Source organism: Paenibacillus sp. J22R3, from assembly GCF_056269305.1.
Map to the genome: position 1 here is coordinate 1 of NZ_JBWDNS010000015.1, position 20,350 is coordinate 20,350.

Here is a 20,350-nt window from a genome sequence, read left to right on the forward strand (position 1 = left end):
TTCCCAGTATGTAAGACCCCTGGAAGACGACCAGGTTGATAGGTTCGAGGTGGAAGTGCAGCAATGCATGCAGCTGACGAATACTAATCGGTCGAGGGCTTATCCTACGAATATCTGCTCGGATGTTCAACTTCGGACAATAATCAGCTAATGAAAAACCTTCGCAAAGGTTCGTATCCAGTTTTCAGGGCGTAAGTTAACCTGGTTATTACGGCTGCCTCAGTCGTGATGGACAAGCAGTACTATGAGGCAATTGTGTGGCGGTGTAGCTCAGCTGGCTAGAGCATTCGGTTCATACCCGGAGGGTCGGGGGTTCGAGTCCCTTCGCCGCTACCACACCTATATGGAGGCTTAGCTCAGCTGGGAGAGCATCTGCCTTACAAGCAGAGGGTCGGCGGTTCGATCCCGTCAGCCTCCACCATAATTTTTAAATGCGGAGCCGTGGTGTAGTGGCCCAACATGCCTGCCTGTCACGCAGGAGACCGCGGGTTCGAATCCCGTCGGCTCCGCCATTTAACTTTAAAAGTAAGGCTCGGTAGCTCAGTCGGTAGAGCAGAGGACTGAAAATCCTCGTGTCGGCGGTTCGATTCCGTCCCGAGCCACCATTATCTTGTGGAGGGCTAGCGAAGTGGCCAAACGCGGGAGACTGTAAATCTCTTCCTCACGGTTCGGTGGTTCGAATCCATCGCCCTCCACCATTCCTTTACAGTAAGAGTCATTAGCTCAGTTGGTAGAGCACCTGACTTTTAATCAGGGTGTCGTAGGTTCGAATCCTACATGACTCACCATTTCATAAACCATTCACCTGTAGGTCATTGACCTACAGGTTTTTTGTTGTTTTCTGCGCAAATATTACATGAGAGGTCAGAGTATTTCACCCTACTGCGGGTAAACTGAACACAAAGGGCTGTTCAGGGGGTCATATAGAGATGAAATACGTATTTGCTGCCATGCTTTGCTTTGCCATTGTTGTCGTATTGGTACCGATACTAAGGAAATATGCGATTCGTATGGGTTTTGTAGACAAACCATCTTCGCGTAAAATTCATCGCACTCCCATTCCGCTGATGGGCGGAGCTGCGCTGTATGCAGGTATTGTGATTACCTTGTTTATATTTCAAGGCGCAACCCCGCTAAGTATGGTCATCAGTATTGGCGGCCTGATGCTCGTAGTCATTGGTTTAGCGGATGATGCGGCGAAGGCAAACGGAGCGGAATTCCCGGTATGGCCCCGGGTGCTGATCTATTTGGCTGCGGCGATTCTGCCGCTATTCTTTGGTATTCGAATCGAAGGGCTGTCGAGTCCGAGCGGATTGATCCATTTTCCGACATGGCTCGGCACCATAAGCTCGATTATTTGGGTATTTGCACTGATCAATATGATTAATTTCATTGATGGCGTAGATGGTCTCGCTTCAGGGGTTTCGACCTTCTCTTCATTAACGCTATTTATTGCCGCGCTGCTGAAGCACCAACCTTCCACTGCGATGCTTGCCGTTATTCTCGTCGGGGCATGTCTGGCGTTTCTTATCTATAATTTCTATCCGGCCAGAATCTTCATGGGAGATGCCGGTGCTGCCTTCCTTGGTTATGCCCTGGCTGTAACTGCGGTGGATGGTGCTTTCAAGAGTGCTACGCTTGTTACCGTGGCAGTGCCGCTTCTGGCGCTGGGTGTGCCGATTCTGGATACTGCAGTCGTTATGCTTCGCAGACTGCTATCGGGCAAGGGACTGCACCGGGCGGACAAGCTGCATACCCACCATGTCTTGATGCGCTGGGGGCTAACCCAAATTCAAACCGTTTCCTTCATCTACCTGGTAGCGGCGTTGTTCTCCTTATTATCAATCGTTCTGCTGCTTGCCTTAAGCTGAAATAGATCCCAATCTATGGTACAATGTCCCAAGAAGAAACAGCTGCTGCCGCCTGCACATGGTGGTGGAATAACGTTCTTCCCTAGAAGATAAGCGAAGTATGGTTAGAATTGTTACTTCCTTATATAATAAAGCGCATTTAGGCGTGGATAGGATAGGGGCAAGCCGATGAGTGAAGCAAAATGGATGGCGCAATTGCAAGCTGTTCTGGATTGCCCGGTCCGAGAGCATCAATTGCCAATTCAAGATTGGAGAATGCTGGCCGAGGAAAGTGCAAGCACAGAAGAGCAATCATCAATTAAAAATAATACGATTAGCATTGGGGATTACGTGCATGGTACCGAAGGTACCGTTTGGTTTGTCATGAATGTGAATTTGCACACTGTCGACCTGCTCGAAATTGAGCGGAGTCAATTAAGCGAGAAGGAACAGCGCCTCATTAGCTGGACATTATCCGAAATGCTGGCTGTACGCTCCAAGAGCTACGAAGGCGTTACGGAATCTGAACGTTACGCGCGAGAGCTGGGTGCCTGGATTGATGAGCAGCTTGATTCCACGGAGCCGAAGCACTCATTGCCGGAGCGACTTATCGCACGAGGAAGATTATTCTCCTCCATGATTCCTTTCATGCTCGTCTGTGAGCAGGCTGAATCCGGTCGATCCAGCTATAGCGAATTGGAGAAGCTGCTGCGTACGTTCCTTGCGGAAGAGGTCATTATCATTCCTCTTAAGGAGCAGGAATGGCTTGTATTAGGACCAGTTTCACTTATTCATGAAGCGCAGTCCGAGGAACGCGATGACGAAGAAGAGGAATCGGTCGAGGAAAGCTTAGCGTCCATCGTCAACGGCTTGAACGATATGCTGACCAGCGAATGGATGGGGGAATGCCATCTTGCCGTTTCCCAGCCGATCTCACCGGCAAATTCACTGGTTGGAACGACAGCGCTGCTGCGTGAGACGGTGCATTTGGGAAGAACGTTTCATATCGGATCCAATATTCATTTGCCATGGCTGCTGCATTTAGAGCGGCTGTTAAACACGATTCCTGAAACACATCGTCTTAAGTTTGTAGAGCAAGCGCTGAAGCGTACAGATGCTTTTCTAGACCCGGAGATCTTAACAACGCTGGAAACGTTCTTCAGTCTGGACTGCAATGTGAGTGAAACGGCGAAGAAACTCTATATTCACCGGAATACACTTCTGTACAGACTTGATAAGCTAAAACAAGAGACAGAACTGGATGTTCGGCAATTCCGTGATGCTGTACTCGTCAAAATTATTTTACTATTGTATAAAGTGACGAAAAGGTCGTAGTTTTTTTGTAAAGTATGTGCATAGTCATTAGGACAGCACTGATATAAACTAAGGTTATTGAATTACACTATTTCTTTTAGGGGGAAATACAATGGCTGGTGTACGCTTAGAGCACGTTTACAAAAAATACGCGGGAACTGATCTCGCTTCCGTAAAAGATTTCAACCTCGACATTAAAGACAAAGAATTTTTGGTTCTTGTCGGTCCATCGGGTTGCGGTAAATCCACAACACTTCGGATGATCGCAGGTCTGGAAGAAATCTCCGAGGGTAAACTGTTCATCGGCGAGCGTCTTGTTAATGACGTTGCCCCTAAAGACCGTGACATCGCGATGGTATTCCAATCCTACGCTTTGTACCCACACATGAACGTATACCAAAATATGGCGTTTGGCCTTAAACTTCGTAAATTCAAAAAAGCAGAGATCGACAAACGCGTTCGTGAAGCTGCTAAAATTCTTGATATCGAGCATTTGCTTGACCGTAAACCAAAAGCATTGTCCGGTGGTCAACGTCAGCGTGTTGCCCTAGGCCGCGCAATCGTTCGTGAACCACAAGTATTCTTGATGGATGAGCCGCTTTCTAACTTGGATGCTAAACTTCGTGGTCAAATGCGCGCGGAGATCTCCAAACTGGCTAAACGTCTTGAAACAACTGTTATCTACGTAACGCATGACCAAATCGAGGCAATGACAATGGGTGACCGTATCGTCGTTATGAAAGACGGTATCATTCAACAAGCTGCTTCCCCGGAAGAGCTGTACAACCACCCAGTTAACATTTTCGTAGCAGGCTTTATCGGCGCTCCTTCGATGAACTTCATCACGGGTACGCTTAGCGAAGGTGGCGGTACTGTTCGCTTCAAATCGACTAACATCGATGTTCTTGTTCCAGAAGGTAAAGCACAACAATTGAAAGAAAAAGGCCTTATCGGCAAAGAGATCATTCTTGGTATCCGTCCGGAAGATTTGCACGAAGAGCCTGTATTCCACGAAGCTTCCCCGCAAACAATCGTGAACGCTCACGTTGAAGTTGCTGAGAACCTTGGTCACGAAATGTTCTTGTACCTGAACGGTCTTGGCAAAGACACAGTAATCGCTCGTGTTGACGGCCGCTCCGGCGTTAAAGAAGGTACAAACGTTAAGCTTGCTCTTGATATGAACAAAGTTCATGTCTTCGACAAAGAGAGCGAACTGAACGTATTTGAAGTATAAGATAAGGCGCTGAGCCTTCCCTGACAACCGCCCGAATTATCGGGCGGTTGTTTTTATTTGTTATTTCCGATACGATAACGATATCTGGTTAATTAATCTAACAACTCGTAGCTGGCTGCGATTTTGAGGAGGCCGAAATAGTGGCTAAGAAAGTGAAAGTGTCCGATCTGGTAAGTCAATTTCAGCTTGAAATACTAAGTGGAGAAGACGGACTCCGCCGCAGCATTACGTTAGACGATTTATCGCGCCCCGGACTTGAGGTAGCAGGTTATTTCGACTACTATCCGAAGGAGCGCGTACAAATTCTGGGGAAAACCGAAATTTCTTTCATGGATACGCTTAGCACACAAGAACGTGTAGATCGCATGGAACGTTTATGCGATGATGAAACGCCTTGTTTCATCATTACCCGTGGCATGGATGCGCCGGCTGAACTGCTTGAGCAATCCAATCTGAAGCAAATTCCGGTACTTCGCAGCAATGCGGCTACGACAATCTTTTTAAGCCGAATTACCAACTTCCTTGAACGGAAACTGGCACCTTCTGCTACTATTCATGGTGTTCTTGTCGATGTCTATGGAGTGGGTATGCTCATAACGGGCGGCAGCGGAATTGGTAAGAGTGAGACTGCGCTTGAGCTGGTAAAGCGAAGCCATCGCCTTGTCGCGGATGATGCTGTTGAAATTCGCCAGACCTCAGATGGACAATTGCATGGTACGGCACCTGAACTTATTCGCCATTTACTTGAAATTCGCGGTCTTGGTATTATCAATGTCATGACGCTGTTCGGCGCCGGTGCAGTTCGCAACATGAAGAAGATCAGTGTGGTTATCAAGCTTGAGAATTGGCAAGCGGACAAGCAGTATGACCGGCTTGGTTTGGATGAAGAAACAACGAGAATTATCGATACGGACGTGCCGATCGTTACAGTTCCTGTCCGTCCGGGCCGAAACTTGGCGGTTATTATCGAAGTGGCTGCGATGAACTTCAGGCTGAAACGAATGGGCTATAATGCAGCTCTGCAGTTTACGAATAAGTTGACAGAAACGATCGCTGAAGATGCGGATGATTTTGATTGATTGTCGTCGTAGATACAATGAATGAATAGGTAGCCAGACTATCGATTATGGAGAGAGAAGGAGCCGTTGACGCATGTATGGATTACGTTTAGATCCGATTGCTTTTTCGCTGGGCCCTATTACTGTGCATTGGTACGGTATTATCTTGGGTACGGCAGCGCTTGTAGGATTGCTGCTTGCAGTCCGCGAAGGAAAACGATTCGGTTTATCTCCGGATTTCTTCATGGATTTACTGCTGCTTGGTGTTCCGTCTGCTATCCTAGGCGCGCGAATCTATTTTGTAGCGTTCAAGTGGGACGAGTATAAGGGCAATTTGCTCGATTTCTTTAAGATTTGGAATGGCGGTATTGCGATATTCGGAGCGCTTATAGGTGCGTTCATATGCGGTATTATATATTTCCGATATAAGGGCTACAGCTTCTGGAGAATTGCGGATATCTGTGCGCCATCGCTTATCGCCGGCCAAATGATCGGTCGATGGGGGAACTTCGTCAATCAGGAAGCTTATGGCGGACCTGTTGAAGAGAGCTTCCTGCGTGACACGCTTCATCTACCGAATTGGATCGTAACCAATATGAATGTTGACGGTATATTTCACCATCCAACCTTCCTATACGAATCACTGTGGAACCTGCTTGTGCTGGTCGTGCTGCTTGTTATTCGTCGTCGTCCGTTCCTGCGTGCAGGTGAACTGCTGATGACGTACTTCATCGGTTACTCCATCGGACGATTCTTCATTGAAGCATTACGTACAGACAGCTTGGCTTTCCATGGCGCTTCGTGGGCGGCTTCCGTTATGAATGCACTATGGTCGCCGATGGGCATTGTTTTCGATCAAGGTTACTTGAACCCTGCAGAGGGGAACATCCGGATTTCGCAGCTGGTATCGGTATTGCTGATTATCGCGGCGGTCGCTATGATTATCGGACGTCGTACTACTGGTGAAGCGAATGCACGTTATAGCGATCCGGTTATCAATTACAAAACCGGTTTAGAAGCAGGTGCAGCGCCTGAGAAGAAGGTTGATCGCACTGAGCCGGATAAGAAATCGGACGGTCAAGGTCACGGAGAATCGACATTAAAGGAGTAATAAATAATCGCATGGCAGCAATAGTGAAAACAATGTTGTTTGATTTAGACGGTACGATTATGGACACGAATGAGCTGATCATTCAATCGTTCCTGCACTCGCTACAAGGAATCGTCCCTCCTGAGTTTGATCGGGAACATATTATTCCAAGCATGGGACAGCCGCTTACTATGCAAATGCAGCTATTCTCAGGTCGTGAAGATGTTACGGACCTAGTTGCGGCTTATCGTGAAATCAATCTTAAGATGCATGACGATTATGTATCGGCTTTCCCACAGGTTGTGGAAGTGTTCGCGCGTCTGCATGAAGCCGGGATAAAGATCGGAATCGTAACGACCAAAATGCGTCTGACGACGGAACGCGGTTTGCGTTATGTAGGCCTGTACGATTACGTGGAGCCAGGCGCGATCGTGACAATTGAAGATGTCGAGCATCCGAAGCCGCACCCGGAGCCGGTTCTGAAAGCATTAGAAGCATTAGGCGCAGATCCGGCGACGACATTGATGGTTGGCGATAGTGTGGTCGACATCGAAGCTGCTGAAGAGGCTGGGGTTATCTCGGTCGGAGTGGCGTGGTCACTGAAAGGTGAAGCGAAGCTGAAGGAAAGCGGTGCTCGTCATGTAATCCATGACATGCGCGAGCTGTATGCATTCGCGGGATTGGAGTAGAGCCCTACTTGAGAAACGTTGAGCGTTATCCGGTCGAAGGGCCAAATGCCCTATGGCAAGTATACCGAACGGTCAGCAGATGGAAGGCCGTACGGAATTTTATCTTCATCCAGATAGCGCGCTATTGTCCTTCTCTGCCAGTAAAGAACTGGATTTATCGGCATGTGCTTGGCATGAAGGTAGGGCGGCATTGCGCGTTTGCACTCATGGTAATGGTTGACGTCTTCTTCCCGGAGAAGATTAGTATCGGGGAGAACTCAATCATCGGCTATAATACGACAATATTGACGCATGAGTATTTGATTAAGGAATACCGGCTTGGCGAGGTTCGAATCGGCTCCAATGTCATGATTGGCGCGAACACGACGATCCTTCCCGGCGTTGTTATTGGGGATGGTGCTGTCGTCGCGGCCGGATCGGTTGTTCATAAGGACGTGCCGCCCGGAGCTTTCGTCGGAGGGAACCCGATTGCGATTATACGCAGCGGGACGGAACAAGGTACATAATGGCACTCTTTGCGGGTCAGAAACGGAGAGCGATGCTCTCCGTTTTTTCTATATCTACAGGCTTTGACAGTTGGATACAATTGGCTGTTTATGTATTGACGAATAGAGGGACGCGTGTTATTATTACGTCTAATCCTTTATTTTGGCAGTATGGTAATATGGTAACACGTTAACTAACTAAAGCATTGTAGGTGAGCATATAATGTCTAAACCGAAGGTATTTGAGAAGCCGATTGGCGTGAAAGATTATTTGCCTCATGCTGTAACGAAGCTGAGACAAATTGAGAATCAAGTGCTTGCATGCATGAGCTCATGGGGGTATGAGCAAATCATGACCCCTACTATGGAGTATTACGATACAGTCGGTGTTGCCAGCTCGACTTCCGACCAGAAACTATTCAAGCTGCTTAACAATCGCGGGACGACGCTTGTGCTTCGCTCCGACATGACGGCACCGATTGCGCGTGTCGTTAGTTCCGTATTGAAGGATGCGCAATTCCCTGTTCGTCTTTCTTATCATTCTAATGTGTTCCGGGCGATTGAAGAGGAAGCAGGCCGTGAGGCGGAATTCTTCCAAACCGGCGTTGAGCTTGTCGGAGACGCTTCCCCTGAGGCGGATGCCGAAGTGGTTGCGCTTGCGATCGCCTCGCTTAAAGCAGCAGGTGTGAACCGCTTCAAGATTGCAATCGGGCATGTTGGCTTCTTGAACGGTCTGTTCGAGGAAGCATTACCGGGGCAGGCAGTTGCTCAAGAAGAGCTGAAAGCCTACTTGCTTGGACGAGATTATGTCGGGTACCGCGAAGGCTTGCGGAAGCTGACACTGCCTGAGGCGATGCGCAGCGAGCTGGAAGGGATTACTCGTCTACGCGGCGGGCAAGAGATCTGCAGTCAAGCGCTGGCGCTTAGCCTTGATCAGACGGCGCAGGCTTCGATTCAGCATCTCTGCGAGATGTGGGATGTGCTTGAGGCGTATGGGGTGTGCGAGCATGTATTGATTGATTTGACGATGATTGGCGATTTTAAATACTACACCGGCATGACGTTCGAAGGCTATGCGGCGGATCTCGGATTCCCGGTAGCAAGCGGCGGCCGCTATGATAACTTATTGAAGCAGTTTGGCCGTCCGGCACCTGCAACAGGGTTTGCGCTTAAGACAACGAGGATTCTGGAGCTTATTGGGGACCATGCCAGCGAAACGAGAACGGAACGCGTGCTGATTGGATACGATGCTGCCGGTCGTGCAGCGGCGCTCAATAAGGCGCGTGAGCTTCGTGAAGCGGCGGATACGATTAGAGGCGCCAATTGCGACGAGGCAATCATCGTGGTGACGGGGAAAATGGACGGCGCTGACGCCCAGCAGGCTGTGCTTGCTGCATCGGATTCAGTCGACGGTCAAGTGATCTACAAAGGCGTCACGTTTACGAAGCTGTTGACGTTCTTCGGCGGCGTTCAGGGAGGGACTTCAAGATGAGCATAGTGAGTAACGGTTTATATACCGGCGACATATCTGGACGCGAGCTGCTCAAGGTCGCGATGCCTAAGGGACGTATCTATAAGGTGGCATCGAATCTGTTTCGGGAAGCCGGCGTGCCGATCCCCAGTGATTTTGACGACACACGGAAGCTTATTATCGAACTGCCGGAGCTAGGCATGTCGTTCATCATGGCGAAACCCGTCGATGTACCGACCTATGTCGAGTACGGCGTGGCGGATATCGGCATCGTAGGCAAAGATGTACTCATGGAAGAAAATAAAGACGTTTATGAGCTGCTTGATCTGGGTATCGCCAAATGCCGCATGTCCGTCATCGGACTGCCGGATTGGAAGCCGGTCATTCATCCTCGCGTGGCGACGAAGTATCCGAATGTGGCTTCGCAATATTTTCGCGAGTTGGGGCAGCAGGTGGAAGTCATTAAGCTGAATGGCTCTATTGAGCTGGCGCCGCTTATTGGGCTCGCTGATCGTATTGTCGATATGGTGGAGACCGGGCAAACGCTTCGCGAGAACGGACTTGTAGAGATGGAGACGATCTTCGGGATTACGAGCCGGTTGATTGCCAACCGTGTCAGCTACCGGATGAAGAATGATGCGATTCAGAGCTTATGCGACAAGCTGCAGACTGCGATTGCAGCTAAAGCAGGCGTATAGATAGCGAGAGAAAGCTGTCACCGCTAAGCGTAAACAAGTTTATGCGGTGGGAGAAGTGAAAGGAGCGGGTGGCGTTATGCGGAAGCTGCGTGCGGAGCAGTTTGGATTAACACGTAAGGTGGACTATGGCTCACCGGAACAAAATGAATCAGTACGTCAAATCGTTGAAGCGGTACGTACTGAAGGAGACGCGGCCTTGCTGCGCTATACCGAGCAGCATGACCGCGTAAAGCTGGACGAGTCGCAGCTGCGTGTCACAGAGCGTGAAATACAAGCCGCTTATGATCATGTCGATGAAGGTTTTCTTACGGCGATTCGTGAAGCTGCAGCGAACATTCGGAAATTTCACGAGAAGCAGATGCGTCAATCCTGGGTGGATGTACAGCCGGACGGTACGATGCTTGGACAACTGCTTAGACCGCTCAAACGTGTAGGGGTCTATGTCCCAGGTGGGAAAGCCGCTTATCCGTCTTCGGTGCTGATGAATGTCATTCCGGCACAGGTTGCGGGTGTTCCGGAAATCGTAATGGTGACACCGCCTTCTACAGGCGGCAAAGCCGGAATCGATCCCTATATTCTTGTAGCGGCTGCTGAAGCAGGCGTGAAGGAAATGTACCGCGTCGGCGGTGCGCAGGCGGTAGCGGCTCTGGCTTATGGTACGGCGACGATTCCGCCGGTGGATAAAATCTGCGGACCGGGCAACATCTACGTAGCCCTCGCGAAACGCTCGGTTTATGGGGTTGTCGCGATTGACAGTATCGCAGGTCCGAGCGAGATCGTTGTATTGGCCGACGAGACGGCTGACCCGGCTTACGTGGCCGCGGATTTGCTGTCGCAAGCGGAGCACGATGAGATGGCGTCCGCGATTCTTGTAACGACATCGGAAGCGCTTGGCGATGCTGTCGCGATCGAGGTCGAGCGTCAGCTGGCGCTGCTTCCGCGCGAAGGCACGGCGAGACAATCCATTGAGGGTTATGGCGCGATTCTGATCGCCGAAACGATGACCGAGGCGATTGACGCAGTGAACCGCATGGCGCCGGAGCATTTGGAAATTATGACGGCAGAGCCGATGGCGCTGCTCGGCCGAATCGAGAACGCCGGTGCGATCTTCGTCGGACCGTACAGCTCGGAACCGGTCGGCGATTATTATGCCGGTCCGAATCATATTTTGCCAACGAACGGCACGGCTCGCTTCTCGTCTCCTGTGAATGTGGATGACTTCGTGAAGAAGTCGAGCTTGATTTACTATAGCAAGGATGCGCTGCTTGCGAACGGCGATAACATTATGACGCTTGCTCGCCATGAAGGGCTTGAAGCGCACGCCAGGGCGATCGAAATTCGGCTGGAGCGGGAGCGTAACGCTTAGTAGCAGTCATTCGTTAGGGCAGCAATCGTCAAAAATATAGGGTACAGTGGAAAGAAGGATGGATGTTACATGGCAGAGAATCTCGCAATCCGCGCGGCCGAAGTTGCGCGTAAGACGAATGAAACGGACATTAAGCTGGCATTCGGAGTGGACGGAACAGGGATCTCCAAGATCGATACCGATGTTCCTTTCCTGAACCACATGTTGGATCTATTCACGAAGCACGGTTTATTCGACCTCACTGTGGAAGCACGCGGCGATGTGGATATTGACGATCACCACACGGTTGAAGACATCGGTATTTGCCTGGGTCAAACGCTTCGCGAAGCAGTGGGTGATAAACGCGGCATTAAACGTTACGCTTCCGTGTTCGTACCCATGGACGATGCGCTGGCACAGGTGGTCATTGATCTGAGCAACCGTCCGGCTTTCGAATATCGCGCGCAGTATCCGTCCCAGCAAGTGGGCAGCTTCCAAGTGGAGCTGGTTCACGAGTTTCTGTGGAAGCTGGCGCTTGAAGCGCGCATGAACCTGCATGTTATCGTACATTACGGCGTGAATACGCACCATATGATCGAGGCGGTGTTCAAGGCGCTTGGCCGTGCGCTGGATGAAGCGACTACCATTGACCCGCGCGTGCAAGGAGTGCCTTCGACGAAAGGAGTGCTGTAGGATGATCGCGATCATCGATTACGGCATGGGCAATCTGCACAGCGTCAGCAAGGCTGTAGAGCGACTCGGGTATGAAGCGGTCATAACCGCGGATGCCCAGGAGATCATGGAGGCGGACGGCGCGATTCTGCCGGGTGTTGGCGCCTTCGGTGATGCGATGCAGAATTTGCAGAATACCGGCCTCGAAGAAGTGACTCGCTACTATGCCGCATCCGGCAAGCCGCTGCTTGGCATTTGTCTTGGCATGCAGCTGCTGTTCAGCGAGAGCGAGGAGTACGGACAGCATCAAGGCTTGGGGCTGTTGCCCGGCAGCGTCATCCGCTTCCGCGGAGACTTCAAAGTGCCGCATATGGGCTGGAACAAGCTGTCGTTTAAGCAGGAGAGTCCGCTGTTTAAAGGGCTTGAGGAAGGACATGTGTACTTCGTCCATTCCTTCCATGCGAAGCCGCAGCGCGGCGATGATCTGCTTGCGATTACGGACTATAACGGTCCGGTTACCGCGATTGTCGGCAGAGGCAATGTGTACGGCATGCAGTTCCATCCGGAGAAAAGCGGCGAGCTCGGCATGAGCCTGCTGCGGAATTTTCTGGAACTTACGACAGAATCACTTGAAACCGCTCGATAGCAGCGAGTGGTGTTCTATATATCAAGCTAGAAGGGAGGCGGCATTCGGATGCTGGCCAAACGTATTATTCCATGTCTGGACGTGAAGGACGGCCGGGTTGTGAAAGGAGTCAACTTTGTCAACTTGCGCGATGCAGGCGATCCTGTAGAGCTTGCAGCCATTTACGACAAGGAAGGCGCGGACGAGCTTGTTTTCCTTGATATCTCCGCTTCGGTTGAAGGCAGAGCGACGATGATCGAGGTCGTCAAACGAACGGCCGGCGAAATTACGATACCTTTTACGGTAGGCGGTGGCATCTCTCACGTCGATGATATGAAGCGGCTGCTTCGCGCCGGAGCCGACAAGATTGGCATCAATACGGCAGCGGTAAAGAACCCTTCGCTAGTGAAGGACGGAGCTCGAAAGTTCGGCTCCCAATGTATTGTAGTTGCGATCGATGCCAAGTTCAACCCGGCTTGGGGCGAATGGGAAGTGTACACGCACGGCGGACGTACAGCGACCGGGATTAAGGCGCTTGCTTGGGTGAAAGAAGTGGAGTCGCTTGGAGCGGGCGAGATTTTGCTCACAAGCATGGATGCGGACGGTACGAAGGACGGGTTTGATATTAAGCTGACTCAAGCGGTATCGCAGTCAATCGGCATTCCGGTTATCGCGTCCGGCGGTGCCGGCAAGGTGGAGCATTTCTACGATGTATTTCAGCAGGGTCATGCAGATGCGGGTCTTGCAGCAACGATTTTTCATTATAAAGAATTGACGATCCGCGATGTGAAGGATGACTTGCGGCTGAAAGGAGTCGAGATCAGGTGAGTACTGGACAAGGAATAGAGACGGTTGCTGCAGCGATCAAATGGAATGAGGGGGCCGGACTCGTACCGGCAATCGTGCAGGATGCCAATAGCAAAGAAGTTCTTATGATGGCTTATATGAATGAGGAGTCGCTTGGTCGTTCGATCGCGACAGGCGAGACATGGTTCTGGAGTCGTTCGCGCGGCGAATTGTGGCACAAGGGAGCGACAAGCGGCCATACGCAGCGAATCGTCTCGATGCATTATGATTGCGATGGCGACACACTGCTGCTTCGCGTCGAGCAGACCGGACCGGCTTGTCACACAGGCTCATACAGCTGCTTCACGAATGAAGTGACGGGCATTCAAGGTGTAGATGAGAATGCGACAACGCTGACAAGCGACCGATTCGCGATGCTGAATCAGCTCGAAGCCATAATCGCACAGCGTTATACAGAGCGTCCGGAAGGTGCGTATACAACGTATCTGTTCGAGAAAGGCGTCGACAAGATCTTGAAGAAGGTCGGCGAAGAGTCGGCAGAAGTCATTATTGCAGCTAAGAACAAAGACAATGATGAGCTGCGCTGTGAAACGAGCGATCTGATCTTCCACTTGATGGTGCTGCTTCGCGAGCGCGGCTTGTCCTTGGACGAGGTCATGACTGAGCTTGGTCGTCGTCACAACAAATCCAAACAGCCGAAGTAATTGAAGTCAAGCGGCTGTATAAGGAACCGAGCCTGATTGTCAGTGCTCGGTTCTACGGCGTTTTGCCATAAAACGTTCATAAATCGGGACAAACCGAGCTAGCTGTTGAAAGATGCCGAGAACGTGCAATTGTTGCGGATAATGGGTCTTTTTGCGCATTTGATCGTTTTTTGAAATATTACGATTTCCATGTATAATGAAGGGTGTCGAATCAAGCGGTGTTTTTGATGCATGTAAATAAAAAGTGGTCTAATCGCTCAGGAGGGTATTATGTTGTTTAGCGACAAGCTGCGTATTTTCTCGGGGTCCTCGAATCCCAAACTTGCGGAACGGATCTGCGAGAATCTAGGTCTGGAGCTCGGTAAAATCAAAGTGTCTCGTTTCAAAAGCGGTGAAATTTATGTTCACTACGAGGAAACAATCCGTAATTGTGATGTATTCCTTGTACAGTCGTTCTCACATCCGATCAATGATCATTTTGTCGAATTGCTCGTCATGATCGATGCGGCGAAGCGTGCTTCCGCGCGTACCGTCAACATCATCGTGCCGTACTATGGTTACGCACGCCAAGAGCGCAAAGCGGCTCCGCGTGAACCGATCTCGGCTAAAATGCTTGCGGACGTACTGACGACCGTTGGTGCAAACCGCGTGATTACGATTGATCTGCACGCACCGGCGATCCAGGGCTTCTTCAATATCCCTGTTGATCATCTGACTGGCCTAGATCTAATCAGTGATTACTTGAAATCGAAGAACATTAAGAATCCGATTGTAGTATCTCCGGATGCGGGCCGTGCCTCGACTGCCGAGAAGCTGGCTAACTATCTGGATGCACCGTTCGCGATTATGATTAAGAAACGTCCGGCACACAATGAATCCGTCATAACGCATGTTATCGGTGATGTAGAAGGCCAGACTCCAATAATTATCGAGGACTTGATTGATACGGGCACGACGATCGTCAATGTTGTGGAAGGTCTCAAAGAACGCGGCGCTGAAGATGTGTACGTGTGTGCAACGCACCCGCTCTTCTCCGGCCCTGCAGTGCAGCGATTAGACCATCCGAATATTAAAGAAGTCGTAGTAACGGACTCTATTGCGCTGCCGGAGAACTGTTCCGACCGCTTCACCGTATTGTCTGTAGCGCCAATCTTAGCCGAAACGACGCGCATTATCATTGAAGGCGGCTCCATCAGCACGCTCTTCAAAAATGCCGGAATCTAGGCAATATACGGCCTGTACGTAAGGCCAAACTCCGAAATCGCGGGCGAATGCCCGCGATTTCCCACATATTCTTTCGTGTAAGGATAGGCCGCGCTATGGTATAATCGTAGAATATTTGATGTACCGGGGAGGTGCCTTTTGTTATGAAAGAAAAGAAAATTGCGGTAGCCAGCCACAGCACGAAAGTCATTCCGATACAATGGGACGCAACCTTCTTCTTCGAGCGAGCGGTTCGGTCGATGGATCGTTATCATTATGACAAGGCACTGAAGTATTTCCGCCGCGCGGCCGAGTATGAACCGGATAATCCGGTGAATCATTGCAATATGGCCGGCATTTTGTCAGAAATGGGCAATTACGAGGAATCGAACCGAATCTTGTCGTCGATTGTGAACGAGCTCGATCCGGAGATGACGGAATGCCATTTCTATATGGCGAACAATTTCGCCAACATGGAGAATTACGAAGCCGCTGAGGATTCACTCGTGAAATACCTGGAGGAAGATCCCGAAGGGCAATTTCTCGATGAAGCCGAAGAAATGATGGAGCTGCTCCACTTTGAGCTGGAGCGTCCGATGAAGCTGGCTTATATCAAGGCGCGCGAAGGATTCTTCGAACATGACCGAGCAAGGTCCATGCTCGAAGAAGGCAAGTTTGTTGAAGCGGTGCGATTGCTGGAGAGTATTGTCGAGAAGAACGGCGAATTTCTTGCGGCTCGCAACAACCTAGCGTTAGCCTACTACTATATGGGTATTTTCGACAAAGCGATGGTCACGATTCATCAGGTGCTGGACATTGAACCGGGCAATTTGCATGCGCTATGTAACCTGGCGATCTTCCATCAGCATGCCGGTGATCAGGAACAGCTGAAACCGTTAGTGGAGCTGCTTTGCAAAACCGTGCCATTCCATCAGGAGCATGTGTTTAAGTTAGCTACAACAATGGGTATTCTAGGGGAACACGGCGAGGCGTACCGTCACTTCATTCGTCTGCTCAAGGACAATGCGTTGAAGTCTGATCCGTGTCTCTACCACTATGCGGCCGTTGCGGCTTGCAATATGGGGCGTTACGAAGAGGCTAAGAAACTGTGGCATCAGGTCAGTAAGCTGGACAGCGAATCGCATGTACCGGGCTACTATCTGGAGCAGCTTTCGCTTATGGAGAAGGGTTTGAATGTGGCGCCTACGAGCTACCATTATCACCTGCCCTTCGAAGAGCAGTTCAAGCTGTGGGAGAAGTCGACCGAAGCGCTGCCTGATCATATGAAGCGGGATCCGCTTGTTCGTTCTTCGTTCTTCTGGGCGCTGCGACATGGCGACAGACATACGAAGCTGCAGGTTATCCAAGCTCTTGGTATGATTGCCGATAATGAAGTGAAGGATGCGCTGCGTGATTTTATCGTAGAGCCGCAGGAAGATGACTATTTGAAACGAATTGCGATCTTCGTGCTTCGTTCCATCGGCGTGCATGAATCGCTTAAAGCGGTGCTTGAAGGCAAAGAAACGGTTATCGAACATAGCCGGATGCCCTCGAGACTTCCGGTTTGGGAGGATAAATGGCAATCGGTTCTTGAAGCAGCATTGCAGCGGATGAACAAGCATTATGACCTCGTTCAGCAGCATGATTTGCTCACGCTGTGGATTGAGTTTCTTTCGCGGATATACCCCAACGTGCCGAAACTTGGAAAAGTGGAAGGCTGGGCTGCTGCGCTTGAGTATTTGACAGCCAAAATGCACCGGAGAGAAATTTCCTACCACGAGGTATCTCAGCGGTATGGGACGTCGATTGCAACGGTTAGCAAATGCGCCAAACGCATTGATGAAATATGCGGTATTAAAGAAAAAATGAGAATGACATTCCCGGGACTTGCGGAACATCGCGACTAGGGGAGTCCATGCTTAGGAGGTAACATCTGTGCATAAAGCAATTATTATCGGAACAGGCCCTGCAGGGCTGACAGCCGCGATCTACTTGGCTCGTGCGAACATGAACCCGCTTATTATTGAAGGTCCTGAGCCGGGCGGACAATTGACGACAACGACAGAGGTTGAGAACTTCCCGGGTTTCCCTGATGGCATTATGGGTCCTGATCTGATGGCCAACATGCGTAAGCAAGCGGAGCGCTTCGGTGCGGAATTCCGTACAGGCTGGGTTAATTCGGTAGATACTTCGAAGCGTCCGTTCACAATTCAAGTGGAAGGGCAAGGCGAGCTGCAAGCAGAATCCCTCATTATCTCTACGGGTGCTTCGGCTAAATACCTCGGTATTGCTAACGAACGCGAGAATGTTGGACGCGGCGTAAGCACATGTGCAACTTGTGACGGATTCTTCTTCCGCGGTAAGAAAATTATCGTGGTAGGCGGCGGCGACTCCGCTATGGAAGAAGCGAACTTCTTGACGCGTTTCGCTTCGGAGGTCGTACTCGTTCACCGCCGTCCAGAAATGCGCGCTTCCAAGATCATGCAGGACCGTGCACGCGAGAACAGCAAGATTACTTGGGCGCTTGATCGCACACCGCTGGAGGTTGTCGCAAATGACATGGCTGTAACCGGCCTTAAAGTGCGCAACAACCAAACAGGGGAAGAGGAAGTTATCGAAACTAACGGAATCTTCGTTGCGATCGGCCACACGCCGAACACGAAATTCCTCGGCGGCCAGCTGGAAACAGACGAGACAGGCTATCTGATCGTGAAGCCGGGTACATCGGAAACGAACATTCCCGGTATCTTCGCTTGCGGCGATGTACAGGACAACAAGTACCGCCAAGCGATTACAGCGGCGGGAAGCGGCTGTATGGCTGCACTTGATTGTGAGAAATTCATTGAAGGTCACGCCGTGCATGACTGGAGTCAATCGGTATAATAGCAAGCTGCGTACTGCATCAAGAGTGGCTCTGCACAAGTGAATGACGTATGGATGACGCTGTCCGTAGCAACGGACGGCGTCACTTCATGTTAGCGCGGCTGGGGCAGTTTAATCCCTTATATTATTAAGCCTAAGACCCGTTAATTTCACCTGATAGAGCGAGCCTTGAAATACAAGAAAGTAAAGGTTTCACTCTACACTCACCTTGTATTTCTACGGAATGAAACGCGCTGCGCCACCAATGGGATGGCGGCAGCCGTTTCACCTTGACCAGTTGGAAGCGTTCGCTTATAGTTTAGTTGGAACAGAAGTAACCCCAGATCCTTATATTATAGAGGTGGCCTATTATGTCTGAGAAAATAGTCGTTGGAGTAGATATTGGCGGTACAACAATTAAAGTTGGTATTTGCAGTATGGAAGGCGCATTGTTGCATACGTTTGAAGGAGCAACTGAAGTTGAGAAAGGCTCTGACGTCGTTTGCGCGAATATCGCTGACTATGCCAAGCTGATCGTCGAACAGTCCCCATTCACGTGGGAACAAGTAGAAGGCGTAGGCATTGGTATTGCCGGTTTCCTCGATATCCCGAACGGCATCGTAAAGCAGTCGGTTAATCTGTTCTTTGATCATGTTCCTCTGAAAGCGATTCTTGAAGAGAAGCTTGGTAAAAAAGTACTAGTCAATAATGACGCAAACGTTGCAGCACTTGGCGAAGCATGGGCGGGAGCAGGCCGTAATATTTCGGATTGCGTATGCTACACGCTTGGAACAGGCGTTGGCGGCGGTGTAATTATAAACGGTAAAATCGTAGAAGGTTTCGCAGGCATGGCCGGCGAGCTGGGTCATATTCCGATCGTGCCGGATCTCGAAGCGATTCAATGCGGCTGCGGCAGAATGGGCTGCTTGGAGACGGTTTCTTCCGCTACGGGTATTATCCGTATGGCGAAAGATGCTGTCGAACGCGGGGATCGCACTTCGCTTTCGTTCGTAACGAATATTATGGCGAAGGATGTCGTAGATGCAGCTAAAGCCGGAGATGAAGTAGCGGCTCGTATCGTTGCTCGCGCAGCGCATTACTTGGGTAAGTCGATGGCTACCGTAGCGGTTGTTCTTAATCCGCAGCGTTTCATCATTGGCGGCGGTGTATCCAAAGCAGGCGAGTTCCTGTTTGAACAAATTCGTGAAGCATTCAAGAAGTCTGCACCTGAAATGGCGCAAGAAGGCGTTGAAATCGTACCGGCTATTCTTGGTAACGATGCAGGCGTTGTCGGTGCGGCTGGTCTAATTATTCGTGCGTAGAAAGTCATGGTAGACGGTGGGGGGGATTGAGTGTGGAAGCGGGAACAGCGATGGCAAAGCTAGTCATCATTACAGGCATGTCCGGTGCTGGTAAAACGATTGCGGTACAAAGCCTGGAGGATCTCGGATTTTTCTGCGTAGATAATCTTCCGCCGGTGCTCATTCCGAAGTTTGCGGAGCTCATAGAACAGTCCAATGGCAAAATCGGTAAGGTCGCACTCGTAATTGATTTACGAGGACGCGAGTTTTTCACGGCTTTGTCTGAATCACTGAACTATATGAAGGAGCACTACACGATTGGGTATGAGATTCTCTTCCTGGATGCAACGGATGGCGTGCTCGTGCAGCGTTATAAGGAAAGCCGCCGACTTCATCCGCTGGCTTCGGAAGGATTGCCGCTGGAAGGCATTAAGCTGGAAAGACGTATTCTTGAGGATCTGAAAGGCTGGGCGACACAGGTTATCGATACAAGTAACTTGAAACCGGCTCAGCTGAAAGAACGAATCATGTCTCGCTTCACGAACTCAGATCTCAATACAATCTCTATTAATGTCACTTCATTTGGATTCAAATATGGAATCCCAATCGACGCCGATCTCATATACGATGTTCGTTTTCTCCCGAATCCGCATTATGTCGATCATTTGCGCCCCAATACGGGCCAAGATCCAGAAGTGTTCGAGTATGTGATGAAATGGCCGGAAACACAGGCATTCCTCACGAAGCTGCTCGATATGCTGCAGTTTCTTATTCCCCTTTATCGGAAAGAAGGCAAGAGCCAGGTTGTGATCGGGATTGGATGTACGGGCGGTAAACACCGTTCGGTCGCCATTGCCGAATATCTAGGGCGAATGCTTGGCAGCAGTGACACAGAGCTCGTTCGAGTCAGTCATCGAGATTCAGATCGTGATCGGAGCTGAG

At 50.4% G+C, this 20,350-nt stretch carries 19 protein-coding genes, 6 tRNA genes and 1 rRNA gene; all 26 read left to right on the top strand.

Annotation, left to right across the window (positions count from 1 at the left end; translation table 11 throughout):
- Positions 1 to 107, top strand: a 23S ribosomal RNA gene (locus AC0YN4_RS31005); the annotation flags it as partial.
- A 152-nt stretch (positions 108 to 259) separates the two neighbouring features.
- Positions 260 to 336, top strand: a tRNA-Met gene (locus AC0YN4_RS31010).
- Positions 337 to 345: 9 nt separating this feature from the next.
- A tRNA-Val gene (locus tag AC0YN4_RS31015) sits at positions 346 to 421 on the top strand.
- Between the two features lie 14 nt (positions 422 to 435).
- A tRNA-Asp gene (locus AC0YN4_RS31020) sits at positions 436 to 512 on the top strand.
- A gap of 17 nt (positions 513 to 529) precedes the next feature.
- Positions 530 to 605: transfer RNA gene (locus AC0YN4_RS31025), tRNA-Phe, on the top strand.
- A gap of 9 nt (positions 606 to 614) precedes the next feature.
- Positions 615 to 698: transfer RNA gene (locus AC0YN4_RS31030), tRNA-Tyr, on the top strand.
- Between the two features lie 14 nt (positions 699 to 712).
- Positions 713 to 788: transfer RNA gene (locus AC0YN4_RS31035), tRNA-Lys, on the top strand.
- A gap of 141 nt (positions 789 to 929) precedes the next feature.
- Positions 930 to 1,871, top strand: a complete 942-nt coding sequence (locus AC0YN4_RS31040) for an MraY family glycosyltransferase (protein ID WP_475784683.1) — start codon at positions 930 to 932, stop codon at positions 1,869 to 1,871.
- A 168-nt stretch (positions 1,872 to 2,039) separates the two neighbouring features.
- Positions 2,040 to 3,185 carry a PucR family transcriptional regulator gene (locus AC0YN4_RS31045; protein WP_475837570.1) on the top strand — a complete coding sequence of 382 codons (1,146 nt, stop codon included), beginning with the start codon at positions 2,040 to 2,042 and terminating at the stop codon, positions 3,183 to 3,185.
- Between the two features lie 91 nt (positions 3,186 to 3,276).
- Positions 3,277 to 4,398 (top strand): ABC transporter ATP-binding protein, encoded by a 1,122-nt coding sequence (locus AC0YN4_RS31050; protein WP_475784685.1) that lies wholly within the window; start codon positions 3,277 to 3,279, stop codon positions 4,396 to 4,398.
- 140 nt (positions 4,399 to 4,538) lie between these two features.
- Positions 4,539 to 5,477: an HPr(Ser) kinase/phosphatase gene (hprK, locus tag AC0YN4_RS31055; RefSeq protein WP_475784686.1), complete on the top strand. Its 939-nt coding sequence runs from the start codon at positions 4,539 to 4,541 to the stop codon at positions 5,475 to 5,477.
- Between the two features lie 73 nt (positions 5,478 to 5,550).
- Positions 5,551 to 6,567 (top strand): prolipoprotein diacylglyceryl transferase, encoded by a 1,017-nt coding sequence (lgt, locus tag AC0YN4_RS31060; RefSeq protein ID WP_475784687.1) that lies wholly within the window; start codon positions 5,551 to 5,553, stop codon positions 6,565 to 6,567.
- A gap of 11 nt (positions 6,568 to 6,578) precedes the next feature.
- Positions 6,579 to 7,235 (top strand): pyrophosphatase PpaX, encoded by a 657-nt coding sequence (ppaX, locus tag AC0YN4_RS31065; protein WP_475837571.1) that lies wholly within the window; start codon positions 6,579 to 6,581, stop codon positions 7,233 to 7,235.
- An 8-nt stretch (positions 7,236 to 7,243) separates the two neighbouring features.
- Positions 7,244 to 7,741: an acyltransferase gene (locus AC0YN4_RS31070; protein WP_475784689.1), complete on the top strand. Its 498-nt coding sequence runs from the start codon at positions 7,244 to 7,246 to the stop codon at positions 7,739 to 7,741.
- 202 nt (positions 7,742 to 7,943) lie between these two features.
- Positions 7,944 to 9,212: an ATP phosphoribosyltransferase regulatory subunit gene (locus AC0YN4_RS31075; RefSeq protein ID WP_475837572.1), complete on the top strand. Its 1,269-nt coding sequence runs from the start codon at positions 7,944 to 7,946 to the stop codon at positions 9,210 to 9,212.
- The gene (gene hisG / locus AC0YN4_RS31080) at positions 9,209 to 9,889 is read left to right on the top strand and encodes an ATP phosphoribosyltransferase (RefSeq protein ID WP_475837573.1); all 681 of its coding nucleotides are present in this window, start codon (positions 9,209 to 9,211) and stop codon (positions 9,887 to 9,889) included. The genes AC0YN4_RS31075 and hisG overlap by 4 nt, the downstream gene beginning before the upstream one ends.
- A 76-nt stretch (positions 9,890 to 9,965) precedes the next feature.
- Entirely contained in the window at positions 9,966 to 11,255 is a 1,290-nt protein-coding gene (hisD, locus tag AC0YN4_RS31085; protein ID WP_475784692.1) for a histidinol dehydrogenase, read from the top strand.
- Positions 11,256 to 11,324: 69 nt separating this feature from the next.
- The gene (gene hisB / locus AC0YN4_RS31090; RefSeq protein WP_090986089.1) at positions 11,325 to 11,927 is read left to right on the top strand and encodes an imidazoleglycerol-phosphate dehydratase HisB; all 603 of its coding nucleotides are present in this window, start codon (positions 11,325 to 11,327) and stop codon (positions 11,925 to 11,927) included.
- A gap of 1 nt (position 11,928) precedes the next feature.
- Positions 11,929 to 12,552 (top strand): imidazole glycerol phosphate synthase subunit HisH, encoded by a 624-nt coding sequence (gene hisH, locus AC0YN4_RS31095; RefSeq protein ID WP_475837574.1) that lies wholly within the window; start codon positions 11,929 to 11,931, stop codon positions 12,550 to 12,552.
- Between the two features lie 48 nt (positions 12,553 to 12,600).
- Entirely contained in the window at positions 12,601 to 13,359 is a 759-nt protein-coding gene (hisF, locus tag AC0YN4_RS31100) for an imidazole glycerol phosphate synthase subunit HisF (protein ID WP_090986093.1), read from the top strand.
- Positions 13,356 to 14,042: a bifunctional phosphoribosyl-AMP cyclohydrolase/phosphoribosyl-ATP diphosphatase HisIE gene (hisIE, locus tag AC0YN4_RS31105; RefSeq protein ID WP_475837575.1), complete on the top strand. Its 687-nt coding sequence runs from the start codon at positions 13,356 to 13,358 to the stop codon at positions 14,040 to 14,042. The genes hisF and hisIE overlap by 4 nt, the downstream gene beginning before the upstream one ends.
- 273 nt (positions 14,043 to 14,315) lie before the next feature.
- Entirely contained in the window at positions 14,316 to 15,266 is a 951-nt protein-coding gene (locus AC0YN4_RS31110) for a ribose-phosphate diphosphokinase (RefSeq protein ID WP_475784721.1), read from the top strand.
- A 143-nt stretch (positions 15,267 to 15,409) separates the two neighbouring features.
- Positions 15,410 to 17,152: a tetratricopeptide repeat protein gene (locus tag AC0YN4_RS31115; protein WP_475784695.1), complete on the top strand. Its 1,743-nt coding sequence runs from the start codon at positions 15,410 to 15,412 to the stop codon at positions 17,150 to 17,152.
- 28 nt (positions 17,153 to 17,180) lie between these two features.
- A complete protein-coding gene (gene trxB / locus AC0YN4_RS31120; protein ID WP_475784696.1) occupies positions 17,181 to 18,128 on the top strand; it encodes a thioredoxin-disulfide reductase in 948 nt (315 codons plus the stop codon).
- A gap of 350 nt (positions 18,129 to 18,478) precedes the next feature.
- Positions 18,479 to 19,429 carry an ROK family glucokinase gene (locus AC0YN4_RS31125; RefSeq protein ID WP_090986100.1) on the top strand — a complete coding sequence of 317 codons (951 nt, stop codon included), beginning with the start codon at positions 18,479 to 18,481 and terminating at the stop codon, positions 19,427 to 19,429.
- Positions 19,430 to 19,479: 50 nt separating this feature from the next.
- Positions 19,480 to 20,349: an RNase adapter RapZ gene (gene rapZ, locus AC0YN4_RS31130; RefSeq protein ID WP_090986174.1), complete on the top strand. Its 870-nt coding sequence runs from the start codon at positions 19,480 to 19,482 to the stop codon at positions 20,347 to 20,349.
- The last annotated feature ends 1 nt before the right edge of the window (position 20,350 follow it).

Coding starts and splice junctions, on each gene's coding strand:
- AC0YN4_RS31040 (WP_475784683.1), top strand. CDS start 930: ATGAAATACGTATTTGCTGCCATGCTTTGCTTTGCCATTGTTGTCGTA.
- AC0YN4_RS31045 (WP_475837570.1), top strand. CDS start 2,040: ATGAGTGAAGCAAAATGGATGGCGCAATTGCAAGCTGTTCTGGATTGC.
- AC0YN4_RS31050 (WP_475784685.1), top strand. CDS start 3,277: ATGGCTGGTGTACGCTTAGAGCACGTTTACAAAAAATACGCGGGAACT.
- lgt (WP_475784687.1), top strand. CDS start 5,551: ATGTATGGATTACGTTTAGATCCGATTGCTTTTTCGCTGGGCCCTATT.
- ppaX (WP_475837571.1), top strand. CDS start 6,579: ATGGCAGCAATAGTGAAAACAATGTTGTTTGATTTAGACGGTACGATT.
- AC0YN4_RS31075 (WP_475837572.1), top strand. CDS start 7,944: ATGTCTAAACCGAAGGTATTTGAGAAGCCGATTGGCGTGAAAGATTAT.
- hisG (WP_475837573.1), top strand. CDS start 9,209: ATGAGCATAGTGAGTAACGGTTTATATACCGGCGACATATCTGGACGC.
- hisD (WP_475784692.1), top strand. CDS start 9,966: ATGCGGAAGCTGCGTGCGGAGCAGTTTGGATTAACACGTAAGGTGGAC.
- hisB (WP_090986089.1), top strand. CDS start 11,325: ATGGCAGAGAATCTCGCAATCCGCGCGGCCGAAGTTGCGCGTAAGACG.
- hisH (WP_475837574.1), top strand. CDS start 11,929: ATGATCGCGATCATCGATTACGGCATGGGCAATCTGCACAGCGTCAGC.
- hisF (WP_090986093.1), top strand. CDS start 12,601: ATGCTGGCCAAACGTATTATTCCATGTCTGGACGTGAAGGACGGCCGG.
- AC0YN4_RS31115 (WP_475784695.1), top strand. CDS start 15,410: ATGAAAGAAAAGAAAATTGCGGTAGCCAGCCACAGCACGAAAGTCATT.
- AC0YN4_RS31125 (WP_090986100.1), top strand. CDS start 18,479: ATGTCTGAGAAAATAGTCGTTGGAGTAGATATTGGCGGTACAACAATT.
- rapZ (WP_090986174.1), top strand. CDS start 19,480: ATGGCAAAGCTAGTCATCATTACAGGCATGTCCGGTGCTGGTAAAACG.